Source organism: Alphaproteobacteria bacterium (assembly GCA_039980135.1).
Lineage (GTDB): Bacteria > Pseudomonadota > Alphaproteobacteria > UBA6615 > UBA6615 > UBA8079.
This window is the reverse complement of record JBDXCV010000003.1, coordinates 470628-485808: the sequence shown is the minus strand read 5'-3', so window position 1 is coordinate 485808 and position 15181 is coordinate 470628. Positions and strand designations below refer to the sequence as shown.

At 65.7% G+C, this 15181-nt stretch carries 12 protein-coding genes; 11 read left to right on the top strand and 1 reads right to left on the bottom strand.

Annotated features, from left to right (window positions below; genetic code table 11):
• Nucleotide 1 precedes the first annotated feature (1 nt).
• Nucleotides 2-1987, top strand: coding sequence for an asparagine synthase (glutamine-hydrolyzing) (gene asnB, locus ABJ363_04220; protein ID MEP4378184.1), 1986 nt, complete (start codon nucleotides 2-4; stop codon nucleotides 1985-1987).
• Here the strand turns inward: asnB and ABJ363_04215 are convergent.
• Nucleotides 1956-2726 carry a YdcF family protein gene (locus ABJ363_04215; GenBank protein MEP4378183.1) on the bottom strand — a complete coding sequence of 257 codons (771 nt, stop codon included), beginning with the start codon at nucleotides 2724-2726 and terminating at the stop codon, nucleotides 1956-1958. The two genes, asnB and ABJ363_04215, sit on opposite strands and share 32 nt — an antisense overlap.
• 18 nt (nucleotides 2727-2744) lie before the next feature.
• Between ABJ363_04215 and ABJ363_04210 the strand changes: the two genes are divergently transcribed.
• From ABJ363_04210 to purH, 10 genes are all read left to right on the top strand, one after another.
• Nucleotides 2745-3953 (top strand): glycosyltransferase, encoded by a 1209-nt coding sequence (locus ABJ363_04210; protein MEP4378182.1) that lies wholly within the window; start codon nucleotides 2745-2747, stop codon nucleotides 3951-3953.
• Nucleotides 3950-4981, top strand: a complete 1032-nt coding sequence (locus ABJ363_04205; protein ID MEP4378181.1) for a Gfo/Idh/MocA family oxidoreductase — start codon at nucleotides 3950-3952, stop codon at nucleotides 4979-4981. The genes ABJ363_04210 and ABJ363_04205 overlap by 4 nt, the downstream gene beginning before the upstream one ends.
• Nucleotides 4982-4992: 11 nt before the next feature.
• A complete protein-coding gene (locus tag ABJ363_04200) occupies nucleotides 4993-5583 on the top strand; it encodes an acyltransferase (GenBank protein ID MEP4378180.1) in 591 nt (196 codons plus the stop codon).
• Nucleotides 5584-5596: 13 nt separating this feature from the next.
• Complete coding sequence (locus ABJ363_04195) at nucleotides 5597-6724, top strand: DegT/DnrJ/EryC1/StrS family aminotransferase (protein ID MEP4378179.1); 1128 nt, start codon at nucleotides 5597-5599, stop codon at nucleotides 6722-6724.
• An 18-nt stretch (nucleotides 6725-6742) separates the two neighbouring features.
• A complete protein-coding gene (gene wecB, locus ABJ363_04190; protein ID MEP4378178.1) occupies nucleotides 6743-7843 on the top strand; it encodes a UDP-N-acetylglucosamine 2-epimerase (non-hydrolyzing) in 1101 nt (366 codons plus the stop codon).
• A 59-nt stretch (nucleotides 7844-7902) separates the two neighbouring features.
• On the top strand, nucleotides 7903-9144 hold the full coding sequence (locus ABJ363_04185) for an O-antigen ligase family protein (protein ID MEP4378177.1): 1242 nt from the start codon (nucleotides 7903-7905) through the stop codon (nucleotides 9142-9144).
• 84 nt (nucleotides 9145-9228) lie between these two features.
• Nucleotides 9229-10368 carry a glycosyltransferase family 4 protein gene (locus ABJ363_04180; protein ID MEP4378176.1) on the top strand — a complete coding sequence of 380 codons (1140 nt, stop codon included), beginning with the start codon at nucleotides 9229-9231 and terminating at the stop codon, nucleotides 10366-10368.
• A gap of 112 nt (nucleotides 10369-10480) precedes the next feature.
• Nucleotides 10481-11515: a glycosyltransferase family 4 protein gene (locus tag ABJ363_04175; GenBank protein ID MEP4378175.1), complete on the top strand. Its 1035-nt coding sequence runs from the start codon at nucleotides 10481-10483 to the stop codon at nucleotides 11513-11515.
• Nucleotides 11516-11601: 86 nt separating this feature from the next.
• Nucleotides 11602-13518, top strand: coding sequence for a nucleoside-diphosphate sugar epimerase/dehydratase (locus tag ABJ363_04170; GenBank protein ID MEP4378174.1), 1917 nt, complete (start codon nucleotides 11602-11604; stop codon nucleotides 13516-13518).
• Nucleotides 13519-13579: 61 nt separating this feature from the next.
• Entirely contained in the window at nucleotides 13580-15166 is a 1587-nt protein-coding gene (purH, locus tag ABJ363_04165) for a bifunctional phosphoribosylaminoimidazolecarboxamide formyltransferase/IMP cyclohydrolase (protein MEP4378173.1), read from the top strand.
• Nucleotides 15167-15181 lie beyond the last annotated feature (15 nt).

Here is a 15181-nt window from a genome sequence, read left to right as displayed (position 1 = left end):
CATGTGCGGAATCGCGGGCTTGTTCGCGCCCCATGAGGGATACTCGGCAGCCCGGTTGACCGGGCTGGCGCAAGCCGCGGCATCGACCCTGGTGCATCGCGGTCCCGACGACAGTGGCGCGTGGGCCGACCCGGAAGCCGGCGTCGGTTTCGGGCACCGTCGTCTGTCGATCATCGATCTTTCGGCCGGCGCGCGCCAGCCGATGGTCTCTGCCTGCGGGCGTTATGTGATCGTCTATAACGGCGAGATCTACAATTTCGAGGAGCTGCGCAAGCGCCTGTCGGAAAGGGGCGTCGGCCTGCGCACCCGTTCGGACACCGAAGCTCTGCTCGAATCCATCGCGGCTTTCGGGCTCGAGGCGGCCTTGGCCGACGCGAACGGCATGTTCGCCTTTGGCCTGTGGGACCGGGAGACCCGGACACTGCAACTGGCGCGCGACCGGTTCGGGCAAAAGCCGCTCTACTATGGCTGGGCCGGGAAAAATCTCGCATTCGGCTCCGAACTCAAGGCGCTGACGGGCCTGCCGGGATTCGACACCGCGATCGATCCGTCGGCCGTGACGCAACTAATGCGCTTCGCGATGATCCCGGCCCCCCACACGATTCATCCCGGCTGCTGGAAGCTCCTGCCGGGAACGATACTGACGATCGACACCGCCGCGGTCGAACGGCGCGCCCTGCCCGAACCCGTCGCCTACTGGTCTGCCGCCGGGACCGCAATGGCCGGTACACACGATCCGTTGAACCTGCCGGATACCGATGCGGTTTCCGCCCTCGAGACGGAACTCCAGCGCGCCGTTGGCGCCTGCATGGTGTCCGATGTCCCGCTCGGCGCGTTCCTGTCAGGGGGCATCGATTCGACGGCGGTCGTCGCAACAATGCAGGGGCTGAGCGACCGGGCGATCAAGACCTTCTCGATCGGTTTTTCCGAGGCCGACTATAACGAGGCCGACGCGGCGGCCGAGATCGCCAGGCACCTGGGAACGGACCACACCGAACTGATGGTGACCCCGGCAGACGCCCAGGCGGTCATTCCGTCCCTGCCGGCGATGTATGACGAGCCATTCGCCGATTCCTCCCAGATCCCGACCTATCTCGTCTCGCAGCTGGCGCGCCAACAGGTGACGGTCAGCCTGTCGGGGGACGGCGGCGACGAGGTCTTCGGCGGGTACAACCGCTACACATGGGCCAACAACCTGGCACGCGCCTTCGGCCCGGTCCCGACGGCGCTGCGCCGGCTGATGCGGGGCGGGCTTGAATCCGTCGCACCCCGGCACTGGGACAGGCTGGCCGCGATGATCCCGGGGCGTTATCGGCCGGCCCAGTTCGGCGACAAGCTGCACAAGCTGGCGGAAGTGCTGGACGCGCGGGATTTCGCGGCGATCTATGCCCGCCTCGTCTCCCAATGGAAGAAACCCGAACGCGCGGTGCCGGGGGCCGGCATGCCCGGCCACCTTGTCGACGATCCCGAATCCTGGCCCGCGCTGCCGTCGCGCAGTGAGCAACTGATGCTGCTGGACGCGATCAGCTACCTGCCCGACGATATCCTGGTGAAACTCGACCGGGCCAGCATGGCCGTCAGCCTGGAAAGTCGCGTGCCCTATCTCGATCATGCGCTCTACGCCTTCGCATGGCGGCTGCCGATGTCGCAGAAGATACGCGGCGGTACCCGAAAGTGGATCCTGCGCGAAGTGCTCGCGCGCCACGTCCCGCGCGAAATGTTCGAGCGGCCCAAGATGGGATTCGGCGTTCCTGTCGGCGACTGGTTGCGCGGTGACCTGCGTGAATGGGCGGAATCCCTGCTGTCACCGCAACGTCTGCGGGAGAGCGAAATTATCGACGCCGGGGCCATCACCGCCATCTGGCACGAGCACCTGGCCGGCAGCCGCAACCATCAATACCTGTTGTGGCCGGTCCTGATGTTCGAGGCATGGCGCGCGGAACCCCGCACGACAGCTACAGATCCTGCAGCCGGATACGCCCGGTGACGAGATACAGGCCAATGCCCGTGAATTCATGCGCGGCGCGGCGCACACGCCCCGCACCCCGCGCGCTCGGCACAAGGTCGAGCCAGAAATTGCGCGCGATCCTCACATCCTCGTACCGGCGCGGCGGCACCGCCGCCACATCGATCCCGAACCGGCGCAGCGACGCCGCCATGCGCATCACATGCGACCCGCCGGTAACAAGGACCACCCGGGGCGAACGTCCGGCGAACGCCGGACCCTGCAACATTCCGGAGACCGCCCGGGCGGTCTCGAAGGTGTTCCGCGCCGTGGATTCGACCACTGTCTCGGGGCCAAGCGTGATGACGCGCTGGAGTGCGACGACCTCCGGTTCGGTCTGTCCGGGAAGCGGTGCGCCGCCGAGGATGATCAACCGAAAACCCGTCTCCGCCTGCACCTGCTGGCCACGAACCGTGCGATCGACCGAACCGGGCAAAGGCCACCAACGGCCCGCCGGATCTTCATACGCACCCGCCAGGGGCACGATGATGGCGTCGAATTTTTCCGCCGACATCGTACTGGCATCGAACATGGGGGCCCCGCGCTCGAGTATGCCCAGAAGGGCGTTTCCAACGAACGGGGTCGTGCCGGCGAGGAGCGAGATTCCCCCCAGCAGAACAAGCAGCCGCCCGATCCGCCGGCGCAACAGAATGACCCCCGGCACCAAAACCCAGAGCGCCGGCATCGGCCAGACCACGAAGATATCGAATAACGTCCGCACAGAAATGCTCCGGTTCACGTGAACGACAGCCTAACAGATTCACATCCGGCACCCTCGAAACAAGCTGGCATTCGAGACGATTCGCCGCGCGCGGCGCGCGTGCTCGTGGTCGTACCGCTGCTGGCCGTGGGTGGCGCGGAGAAGCACATCGCCACCGTGTATCCCCGCCTGCGTGCGAGCGGCTTCGACATCCGGATCGTCACCGCACGACCACAGGCTGTCCTCGACCAGGGTTTGCGCGACGCCGGCGTTCCGGTTTTCAACACGCACGCCTGGCGGCCCTCACCCCTGCGCCAACTCGCGGCCTGCATCAACATAGGGCGGCAGATTCGCAGCTGGCGACCGGACATCGTCCATTTTTTTCTGCCGGAGGCCTATATTCTCGGGGGTCTGACGGCATGGCTGCTCCGCCACCCACGCCTCACCATGAGCCGGCGCAGCCTGAATAATTATCAATTCGGCCGCCCCTGGGTCGCCCGGTTGGAGAAGTTTCTGCACCGGCGCATGACGGCCCTGGTAGCCAACAGCGACGCGGTACGGCACGAACTCAGCGCCGAAGGCGTTCCCGACACGCGCCTGCATGTCATCCGCAATGGTGTCCCGGATGAAATGTTCGACCCGATCCCGAAGGCGCAAGCGCGGGCGAAACTGGATCTGTCCGACGAGGCACTCGTGATGACCTGCGTCGCGAACCTGATTCCGTACAAGGGCCATGCCGACCTCATCGACGCACTGGCATTATGCGCGGACGCGATGCCCGACGACTGGCGGCTCTTGCTCGCAGGCCGCGATGACGGCATCGGCACCACACTGGAAGCACAGGCCACACAGGCTGGCATCGCATCCCATATCCGATTTCTCGGCGGCCAGGCCAATATTGCCGATGTCCTCGCATCGAGCGATCTGGGCCTGCTCTGCTCCCACCAGGAAGGGTCGCCGAACAGCGTGCTCGAGAGCATGGCCGCCGGTTTGCCCATGGTCGTGACCGATGCTGGCGGCACGGCAGAGGCGGTCGCCGACGGCGTTACCGGGCTTGTGGCGCCGATGAATGATTCGAGCGCGATCGCCACGGCGATCCGTACTTTGGTGCGTGACCCGGCGCGCCGCGCGGCGATGGGGCAGGCCGGGCAGGCGCGCGCACGCGAACTTCATTCACTGGAGGCCTGTACGAACGCCTATACACGGCTGTACGAAATGCTTCTGGAAGCCAAAGGCCACGCATCATGACCGGCGGCACAAGCAAGGGTGAACCATCGATGCCATCGTCCGAAGCAAATGCCGACATCTCTGCCGTCCGCATCGCGGTCGCCGGCTGCGGCTACTGGGGCCGCAATCTGGTCCGGAACTTCGCGGAACTCGGGGCGCTGGATGCGGTCTGTGACGCGAATGCCGCGGCGGCCGACGTCATGGCGCAGGCTCACGGTACCACCGCGCGTTCCTGGCAGGATATCCTCGACGACCCTGATATTTCCGCCGTTGCGATCGCCACCCCCGCGGCGACCCATGGCGAGATGGCCGGCGCGGCTTTCGCGGCCGGCAAGCATGTGTTCGTCGAAAAGCCCATGGCGCTGGATATCGAAACTGCGGAAAGCCTGATTGCGGCGGCGAAAGCCGCGGCGCGAACCCTCATGGTGGGCCATCTGCTGCAATATCATCCGGCGTTCCTCGCGCTGCAGGAACTCGCATCGGACGGCCGCCTGGGCACGCTCCAGTACATCTATTCCAACCGGTTGAATTTCGGGAAAATGCGCCATGAGGAAAACATCCTCTGGAGCTTCGCCCCGCATGATATTTCGATGATCCTGTCGCTCACCGGTGTCGCCCCCGACAATGTCAGCGCCATCGGACACAGCTATCTACAGGCGGGTGTTGCGGATACGACGACGACCCATCTCGGCTTTCCCAACGGGGTCAACGCGCACATCTATGTCTCCTGGCTGCATCCGTTCAAGGACCAGAAGCTCGTCGTGATCGGAGAGAACGGCATGGCCGTGTTCGACGATACTCAGCCATGGGCCGGAAAACTCGTCCTGTACCCGCACAAGGTGGAGCTGGGCGGGCAGGCGCCGGTGGCCGAACGCGCCGACGCCGAAGCCATCCCGTTGACCGAGCAGGAGCCTCTGCGCGAGGAGTGCGCACATTTCCTCACCTGCGTCGCAACCGGCGCGACCCCGCGCACCGACGGTGCCGAGGGCCTGCGGGTATTGCAGGTTCTGCACGCGGCCGAGAACGCCCTGGGCGGCGGCAATATCTAGGAGGACGGATCGTGGCGGCACCCGTTATTCATGAATCGGCCTATGTCGACGATGGCGTCGAGATTGGCGACGACACGCGCATCTGGCACTTCAGCCACATCATCACCGGCACCTGGATCGGCGTCGGCTGCTCCCTCGGCCAGAATGTCATGGCCGGCCCGGACGTGCGGATCGGCGACCGCTGCAAGATTCAGAACAATGTCAGCGTCTACAAGGGTGTGACCCTCGAAGACGACGTCTTCGTCGGGCCATCCGCGGTATTCACCAACGTCAACACGCCGCGCGCCGATATCAACCGGATGGACGAACTGTCCGAAACCCGCGTGGCGCGCGGCGCCAGCATCGGCGCGAACGCCACCATCATATGCGGCAGCACGGTCGGCGCCTTCGCCTTTGTCGGCGCGGGCGCGGTCGTTGCGGGCGATGTTCCGCCCCACGCACTCGTGGTCGGCGTGCCCGCGAAACAGATCGGCTGGGTCGGTCATGCCGGCGAACGGCTGACCCGGGATGGCGCGACGGGACAGTATGTTTGCCCACGCACCGACCGGCGTTACAGCGAAACGGAGGCCGGCCTGCAGGCCGTCGCTCCGAAGGACAAATAACATGAGTGAACCGATCCCCTTCATCGACCTCCAGGCACAACGCGCCCGGATCGGCGACGCGATCGACGCGGCAATCGCCCGCGTCCTCGAACATGGGCGTTTCATTCTCGGCCCCGAAGTCGCGGCGTTCGAAGAACGGCTTGCCGCCGAGAACGGTGTGTCCCATGTCGTGTCCTGTGCCAACGGTACCGACGCCCTGCAGCTCGGGTTGCGCGCTCTGGACATCGGACCGGGTGACGCGGTCTTTGTGCCCGCCTTCACATTTGCCGCGACGGCGGAGATCGTCTGTCTGGTGGGCGCCACACCGGTGTTCGTCGATATCGAACGTGACAGCTACAATATGGACCCGCATAGCCTGGACAGCGCCATTGCCGCGACCCTGGCCGACGGGGCGCTGCAGCCGGCCGGCATCATCCCTGTCGACCTGTTCGGGAACCCCGCGAACTATCCCGCGATTCAGGAAGTCGCGGACAAACATGATCTCTGGGTCTTCTCGGACGCGGCCCAATCCATGGGCGCGCGCCTCGGGGCAACGGCGGCGGGGGCGCATGGTCGCATGGCGGCCACAAGCTTCTTCCCGGCCAAGCCTCTGGGTGCCTATGGCGATGGCGGTGCCATTCTCACCAATGACGACACGCTCGCAGCAGCCCTTCGGTCGTTGCGCATGCACGGCCAGGGACGCGACAAGTACGACAACGTCGTGATCGGCACCAACAGCCGCCTCGACACGATTCAGGCCGCGATCCTCATCGAGAAGCTTTCGATCCTCGGTTCCGAGATCGACGCGCGCCAGGCTGTGGCCCAACGCTACAGCGACGCGCTGGCCGATATCGCGGACGTGCCCGTGATCGCCGACGACGCCGTCAGCGCCTGGGCCCAGTACACCATCCGCATTGCAGGCCGCGACCCGCTCCAGAAAACATTGAAGGATCAGGGTATTCCGACCGCGATCTACTACCCAAACCCCCTGCCGCGCCTGACCGCCTACACGGGCTACCCGCTCGCACCCGGCGGCATCCCGGTGTCCGACGCGGCAGCCGCGGAGGTCATCAGCCTGCCGATGCATCCCTATCTCGACGCGGCCACCCAGGACCGCATCATCGCCGCCGTGCGCACCGCCGCAGCAGACAATGCGGCCTGAGCGTCTCCGGATTCCCGAATGAAAATCGTCACCATCGTCGGCGCCAGGCCCCAGTTCATCAAGGCCGCGATCGTGTCGCACCGGCTGCGCGAACATTCCGGCATCGCCGAGGTGCTCGTCCATACCGGCCAGCACTATGACGCTGACATGTCGGATATCTTCTTCGACGAGCTCGAGATCGCCCCGCCCGAGCACGCGCTGGGAATCGGCGGCGGGTCCCACGCCAGCCAGACCGCCCGCATGCTGGAGGGCCTTGAATCAGTCCTCCTCGAGGAAGACCCCGGACTGGTGCTCGTCTATGGCGACACCAACAGCACGCTGGCCGGCGCGCTCACCGCCGCGAAGCTCAACATCCCCATCGCCCATGTCGAGGCGGGGATGCGCTCGTTCAACCGCGCCATGCCCGAAGAGATCAACCGGGTGCTGACCGATCATCTGAGCGCGCATCTTTTCACGCCGACCGTCACCGCCGATACGAATCTCGCCCGTGAGGGCATCGACCCCCGGCACATCCATCTGGTCGGCGACGTCATGTATGACGCGTCGCTTTACTATGGTGCCCGTGCCGAGCGGGACAGCGATATCCTCGCACGACTTTCGCGGGAGCCGGGGACCTTCATCCTTGCCACCATCCACCGCGCCGAGAACACCGATTCGCGCGAGCGGCTGACGGCCATCGCCGATGCCTTGTCCGTGCTGGCGCATGACCGGCCCGTCGTCATGCCGATCCACCCCCGCACGACAGCGCGGCTGGCCGAGTTCGGCCTCGAAGATCGCCTCTCGGACGTACAGCGAATTCCGCCGGCCGGCTATCTCGACATGCAGGCCCTCGAACGCCACGCGGTCGCGATCGTCACCGATTCCGGCGGCGTCCAGAAGGAGGCCTTCTTCCACCGGGTGCCTTGCATCACCGTGCGCACCGAGACCGAATGGGTTGAGCTGGTCGAATGCGGCTGGAATCGCCTCGTCCCGCCGGGCGACACCGACGCGATCGTCTCCGGCGTAGAAAACGCTATGCGTGAAAAACCGACCGACGCGCCCGACGACATTTATGGCGGCGGCACAGCCGCGCAGCGGACCGCTGAACATCTGGCGGATATTGCCAATTCCGGCGCCTGATTGGCGCCCCGGGACCCGCCTTGCCGCCTAACGTGTTTTCCGGCACAAGGGCGTCACCCATGCATGCCCTTCAGCGATACCTTCCCGCCTACGCCATCCTGTCTGTGGCCGCGGTTTTAATTGTTCCCGTCGCGGCCTTGCAGCCCCTCTGGCTTTCCATCATTGCAGCCTTGGCGGCATTCGCCGCGATCCTCGGATGCGCAGGTCGGGGCGAGTGGCCGCGCCTGCACCGGACAGTCACCTGGCTTCTGGCCGCACTCGTGGTCTGGGGTGCCATAAGCATGGTCTGGTCGATCGTCCCGGATCGAAGCGCTTCGCAGGCCCTGCGCCTGTTCCTGATCGCCGGCGGTACGATTTTCCTGCTGTCTGCGGCGGTCAGCCTCGATCCGGCCGGCCGAAAGACCCTCGAATCCTTTGTCATCGCCGGCGTCGCCTTCGGCTTGCTGTTCATGCTGTTCGAGCTGGCGACCGGCGGCCTCGTGCACGGCGCCCTGAACGGCTTCGAAAAAAATCCGGTCAAGAATCTGTTCGAACTGAACCGCGCCTCGAGCGTGATTTCCATCGCCGCGTGGGTCGCCATCGTTCCCGTCTGGCGACGTTTCGGCTGGTTGGGAGCTGCCGTGCTCATATTGGTGTCGGGTTTCGTGATTTCGCAACTCCAGCCCGGCTCACCCTTCCTGGCGCTCATCGTCGGCGCCGGATTCTTCGCCGTCGCATGGTTCCTGCCGCGCCTGGCATTCACCCTATTGCTGGCGACCGTGGCCGCGTCGCTCATCATGATCCCCTTCATCGCGGAACTCACACCGATCGTGACGGATCTGGTACGCGGTCTCGGGTATAGCGAGTTCTCGCAGCTGCATCGTATGGCGATCTGGGAGTTTGCCTCCGAACGTGTGCTCGCCCAGCCTATCATCGGCTGGGGGCTCGATGCGGCACGCAGCGTCGGCAGCGGGCAGATTGTCTCCGTCGATGACGCCCCCAATCTCGGATCCCGCGCAGTCGACGCCCTGCCCCTGCATCCCCACAACGCCCTCATCCAGGCCTGGCTCGAGCTCGGGGTTCCCGGCGCCCTCATCCTCGCCGGCCTGTTTGCCAGCGCCGTTCTGGCAATCCGGCGCGGCGTCGCGGGGACGTTCGAGCGGTCGGCCGCATGCGCCGCCGTGGCAGCGGCGTTCGTCAACGCCGAGCTGAGTTTCGGAATCTGGCAGGGCTGGTGGCTTTCCTGCCTGGCATTGTTCGCTATTGTAATGACGGCCCTGGTGACACCGACCCGAGCGGGCGTACCGCCCGACCCGGCCTAGCTTATCCACGACGGCTGGCGGCAGCATCGCCGTCACCAGCCGATACGCTCAGATATCGTCGACGATCGAGTTCGCAAAACCACGATGCCGCAAAAGATCTGTCAGCTCTGTACGGTGGACTTCACGCTCTACCATCTGCTGCACCCGCTCATGCGGGCGATGCGCGAGCAGGGCCATGACGTCGTTGGGGTTTGCGCCGACGGCAACCTGATCGCGTCAGTCCGGGCAGACGGGTTTCGCATCGAAACGGTACCGCTGACACGATCCGCCAATCCGGCCCGCAACTGGCGCGGCGGGAAGGCACTTCGCGATCTCTTTCGCCGCGAGAAGTTCGATATCGTTCATGTGCATACGCCCGTCGCGGCGTTCGTCGGGCGTCTCGCCGCCGCCCGCGCCGGTGTGCCCCGGATCGTCTACACCGCGCACGGTTTTTACTTTCACGAGAACATGCCGCTGCCCCGCCGCCAGGCCCATATTGCGGCCGAATGGTTCGCCGGTCGGTTCACCCACACGCTCATGACCCAGTCGGAAGAAGACGCCCGAACGGCGCGACGCCTCGGCCTGTGCCGGACGGGCGACATACTGGCCATCGGCAACGGCAGCGACCCGGAGGTCTTCAAGCCGTCCGACGATCCGGCGGCGCGTTCCGCCACCCGCGCGGCAATCGGCACCGCAGACGACCGGCTGGTCATTCTCATGGCCGGGCGCCTGGTCGCCGAGAAAGGCTATGGCGAACTGGTCTCCGCCATGCGCAATGTGGATGCCGAACTCTGGGCCGTCGGCGCCCGGCTGAGCAGCGACCATGCGGCAGGGATCAACGACGCGATCCGGGAGATCGAGGCAGACCCTGCCTTGCGGGACCGCATTCGCTTTCTCGGCTACCGCGACGACATGGCGGACCTCATGCGCGCCGCCGATATCTTCACCCTGCCCTCCCACCGCGAAGGCATGCCGCGCTCCATCATTGAGGCGATGCTGACCGGGCTCCCGGTCGTGGCCACCGATGTTCGCGGCAGCCGCGAGGAAGTTGTCGACGGGGAAACCGGGCTGCTCGTGCCGGTCCGTGACGCGGCCGCATTGGCCCGCGCCCTGCAAGCCCTGGCGCAGGACCCCGCACGCCGCCAGGCCCTGGGGGCCGCTGGACTGGAACGTGGACGCCGCCTGTATGACGAACGCCTCGTGATCGACCGACAGCTCGACCATCTCGGCCTGCGCACGACCTGATTTCCCGTACAGACCGCCAAATCCAGGCCCGGCACCTTGCCGGGCCTTTGTTTTTGCCGTTACAAGCAGGATCGAACGACCCAGCCGAATGCCGCCTCGTGGAAGCCAAGACGTGATCTGGACTCTCGCTATCATCGCCGCCGCCACGGCGCTCGCATCCACCGCGTTGGTCGGGCTGGTCCGGATTCAACTCTTGCGCCACGACATCCTCGACCGGCCCAACGCACGCAGCTCCCACGACGCCCCCACACCGCGCGGCGGCGGGCTGGGTGTTCTGGCGGCCCTGTTGCCGGCCTGGGTCGCCATCGCGTTCTTCTTGCCCACCTCTTCACCGACGGACGGTGCCGCGATTTCCCAATGGATGATCCCCCTGGCCGCCCTGCTGCTCGCCGGCGTGTCGTGGATCGACGACCTCATGACGATCGGGCCACTACCTCGGCTCGCCGCCCAGTTTTTTGCGGCGCTGGTCGGTGTATTCCTGATCGAAGGGGCGGTTTTCCAGGGTCTGCTGCCCGGCCCGATCGATGCGCTCGTTGCGGCGATCGGCTGGGTTTGGTTCATGAACCTGTTCAATTTCATGGACGGGATCGACGGCATCAGCGGGGTCGAGGCCGTCGCGATCGGCGTCGGGCTTTTCCTGATCGGCGTTGTCGGTTCGCAACCCCTCGACCAGACCCACGGTCAGGCGCTCACCGTCGCGGCGGCGGCCATCGGCTTTCTCGTCTGGAACTGGCCCCCGGCGCGGATTTTCCTCGGCGACAGCGGCAGCGTGCCCCTCGGCTATCTGCTCGGCTGGCTGTTGCTCTCGCTCGCGGCAAACGGGCTCTGGCAGGCGGCGGCCATTCTGCCGCTCTACTATCTCGCCGACGCGACCATCACGCTGTTCCGCCGGATTGCGCGGGGGGAGAAGTTCTGGCACGCCCATCGTGATCATTTCTACCAGGCGGCGATCAAGCAGGGCCTCTCCCACGCCCGTGTCAGCACCGCGATTGCGGTCACCAACCTGCTGTTGGTCGTCCTGGCGGTGATTAGCGTCCTGGCGGGCCCCGGCACGCTGTTGGCGTGGCTCGCATTGCTCGCGGCGGGGATACTGGTCGTCCTGCTCCTGGCCTGGCTTGCGGGCCCGCGCGACGCGACGAAGAATTGATCGAGTAATCCACGCCCATCGCATGATGGGAGTCTTGGCCCGAGTCTCCGGAATGGTATAAGCGGGCTATCCAACGGGGCCCGTTCATGCGCGGAAAAATTCGACTGAGTCGGGCGAATATCGCCTATGCGCACGACATCTTCATGGCGGCGGTTTCGCTGCCATTGTCGCTGTGGCTGCGCATGGGACAGTCGATCGATTCCGTGCCGATCGATTTCATCCTTCAGGGCACGGCAATGTTCGCGGTCATCGCAGCCGCGATCTTCCTGCCCATGGGCCTCTACAAGGGCATCTGGCGCTACGCGTCGATGAACGACCTGATCCAGATCACCAAGGCAGTGACCCTGGCGGTTCTGGTTTTCTCCCTGATCCTGTTCGTCGTCTCGCGGTCGGAGTTCCTGCCGCGCTCCCTGCCGGCGATCAACTGGTTTGTCCTGATGGCCCTGCTCGGCGGGCCCCGCTTCATCTACCGCCTGGTCAAGGATCGGCATTTCGAGCTTTCGGCGGACAGCAGCGGAAAACCCGGCATTCCCGTGCTCCTGATGGGTGCGGGCGATGAGGCCGAGACTTTCATCCGCGCCATTCGCCGCCAACCCGGCGCCGCGTACCGGATCGTCGGTGTGCTCGATGAAAAAGGCCGCCGCGTCGGTCGCCAGATACGCGACGTGACCGTGTTGGGCACACCCGATGATCTCGATGCGATCATGCGCCGGATTGCCCTGCGCGGCGAACGTCCCCAGCGCCTGATCGTCACAAAGGCCGGGCTCGATCCCGCCCTGATGCGGAAACTGCTCGATCTGGCGGAGGCCCAGGGCATGACCATGGCCCGCTTGCCGCGGCTCACGGCATTCCAGGCCGGGCTGGGGGACGAGATCGAGGTAAAACCGGTTGCCGTCGAAGACCTGCTGGGTCGCCCCCAGGCGGTCCTGGATCGCCCCGCCATGCAGACTCTGGTTGCCGGTCGTCGGGTCCTGATTACCGGCGCGGGCGGCACCATCGGCGGCGAACTCGCCCGCCAGATCGTCGCACTGGAACCCGCCGAGCTCGCGCTTGTCGACAGCTCGGAATTCAATCTCTACTCGATCGATCTCGAAATCGCCGAGCTGGCACCGGACATCACCCGGCATGCCCACCTCGCCGATGTCCGCAGCCCGACCGCCATGGCATCGGTTTTCGCCGGGCTCAAACCCGAGCTCGTCTTCCACGCCGCCGCCCTGAAACATGTCCCGATTGTCGAGGAACATGTCGCCGAAGCCGTGCAGACCAACATCGCCGGGTCCCGCAACGTCGCTGATCTGTGCCACGAGCATGGCGCCCGGATCATGGTCCTGATTTCGACAGACAAGGCGGTCAACCCGTCGAGCGCGATGGGCGCGACCAAGCGGGTGGCGGAGAGCTATTGCCAGGCGCTCGATCGCGCCCGCGGCGAAGACGGCTGCCGCTTTCTGACGGTCCGGTTCGGCAATGTTCTGGGCTCGACCGGTTCGGTGGTGCCGCTGTTCGAGCGCCAGCTCGCCGCCGGCGGGCCGATCACGGTGACCCACCCGGATATCACCCGCTATTTCATGACCACCCGCGAGGCCGTCGAACTGGTACTCCAGGCCTCGACCCTCAGCCGATCCGAGAATACGGCGGCCGGCGGAATCATGGTGCTCGACATGGGCGAGCCGGTCAAAATTCTCGACCTCGCCGAACAGATGATCCGCCTCGCTGGCAAGCGACCCCATGAGGATATAGACATCACCTATGTCGGATTGCGCGCCGGTGAGAAACTCCATGAAGAGCTCTTCCACGACGCCGAGAGCCTGGCACCGACCGGCAACGCCGCCATCCGTCTCGCGACGCCGCGCGTCGCCGACCGCGAAGTTCTGGAGCGTGCCATCGATGAGATCTGCGCCGCCGCGCGCGAGAACAACAATGACAGCTGCCGCAGCCTGTTGACCCATCTGGTGCCGGAATTTCAGTCCGGCGCACCCGACACCGGCGCCGCGTCGGCGCAATAGGTTCACCCCTGGCCCGGATAGAACCTCCACCTCAAGCACTTAATGAAGGACAACCAGACCGGTGCCAAGCAATCACGACACGCCGATCACGCGTGCAATCATCTCTGTCTCCGACAAGTCCCGTCTCGCCGAACTCGGCCAGGCGCTCACCGGGCACGGTGTTGAAATCCTGTCCACGGGTGGTTCCGCCAAGGCGCTCGCCGCGGCGGGCATCCCCGTCATCGAGGTCGCCGACCACACTGGCTTCCCCGAGATCATGGACGGACGGGTCAAGACCCTGCACCCGAAGATCCACGGTGGCATCCTCGCCCGGCGCGACCATCCCGACGACCAGGCCGCGATGGCCGAACACGGAATCGGGCCCATCGACCTGATCGTTATCAACCTCTACCCCTTCGAGGCCACCGTCGCATCCGGCGCCGGCTATGACGATTGCGTCGAGAATATCGACATCGGCGGCCCGGCGATGATCCGGGCGGCGGCGAAGAACCACGCCCATGTCGCAGTGGTCACGGACCCGGGGGACTATGACGACGTGATCTCGGCCCTCGATGCCAACAAAGGCGCACTCCCGCCTGATCTCCGCCGCAGCCTCGCGGCCAAGGCCTACGCCCGGACCGCGGCCTATGACGGCGCCATCACGACCTGGCTGTCGGGCGAACTCGGAGACGCCTTTCCCGAAACCCATGTGACCGCTGGTCGCCGCGCCAGCGTCCTGCGTTACGGCGAAAACCCCCATCAGGAGGCCGCGCTCTACATCGGCGGTGCACCGCGGCCCGGCGTGGCCCAGGCCGAACAGATCCAGGGCAAGGAACTCAGCTACAATAATCTGGGTGACGCGGATGCGGCCTTCGAGTTGGTGGCCGAATTCGACGCCCCCTCGATTGCCATCATCAAGCATGCCAACCCCTGCGGCGTCGCCACCGGGGACGATCTGGTCGCGACATATCGCGCGGCACGCAAATGCGATCCGGTCAGCGCCTTCGGGGGCATCGTCGCCGCCAACCGCCCACTCGACGGCGCGCTGGCCGAGGCGATCACGGAAATTTTCACAGAGGTGGTCATCGCCCCCGCCGCCGACACCGATGCCCGCGCCGTGTTTGCCGGGAAGGAAAACCTACGGCTGCTACTCACCGGCGAGATGCCCGACCCGCGCGCAGCCGGACGCCTGCTGAAGCCGCTGGCTGGCGGGTTCCTGCTCCAGGACCGCGATGCCGGGCACATCACCCGCGACGATCTGAAGATCGTCACCAAACGCCAGCCGAGCGACCAGGAGATCGCGGACATGCTGTTCGCCTTCACCGTCGGCAAGCATGTGAAATCGAACACTATCGTCTATGCCAAAGACGGCGCCACGGTCGGCATCGGGGCAGGCCAGATGAGCCGCGTCGACGCGGCCCGCATCGCCGCCCACAAGTCGGGCGAAGCCGCCGAGGCGGCGGGCGAGACCGAACGTCTGACGACCGGTTCCGTGGCCGCATCAGATGCGTTCTTCCCGTTCCCCGACGGGCTCCTGACCACGGTGGAGGCCGGCGCGACGGCGGTGATCCAGCCCGGCGGCTCGGTGCGCGACGACGAGGTCATCGCGGCGGCCGACGAAGCCGGTATCGTGATGGTCTTCACGGGCATGCGCCATTTCCGGCACTAGGCCCGCGGGTATGCG

Bases quoted from the DNA above. Each gene is read 5' to 3' on its own strand.
- ABJ363_04170 (MEP4378174.1), top strand. From the start codon at position 11,602: ATGCGCGGAAAAATTCGACTGAGTCGGGCGAATATCGCCTATGCGCAC.
- ABJ363_04185 (MEP4378177.1), top strand. From the start codon at position 7,903: ATGCATGCCCTTCAGCGATACCTTCCCGCCTACGCCATCCTGTCTGTG.
- asnB (MEP4378184.1), top strand. From the start codon at position 2: ATGTGCGGAATCGCGGGCTTGTTCGCGCCCCATGAGGGATACTCGGCA.
- ABJ363_04205 (MEP4378181.1), top strand. From the start codon at position 3,950: ATGACCGGCGGCACAAGCAAGGGTGAACCATCGATGCCATCGTCCGAA.
- wecB (MEP4378178.1), top strand. From the start codon at position 6,743: ATGAAAATCGTCACCATCGTCGGCGCCAGGCCCCAGTTCATCAAGGCC.
- ABJ363_04180 (MEP4378176.1), top strand. From the start codon at position 9,229: ATGCCGCAAAAGATCTGTCAGCTCTGTACGGTGGACTTCACGCTCTAC.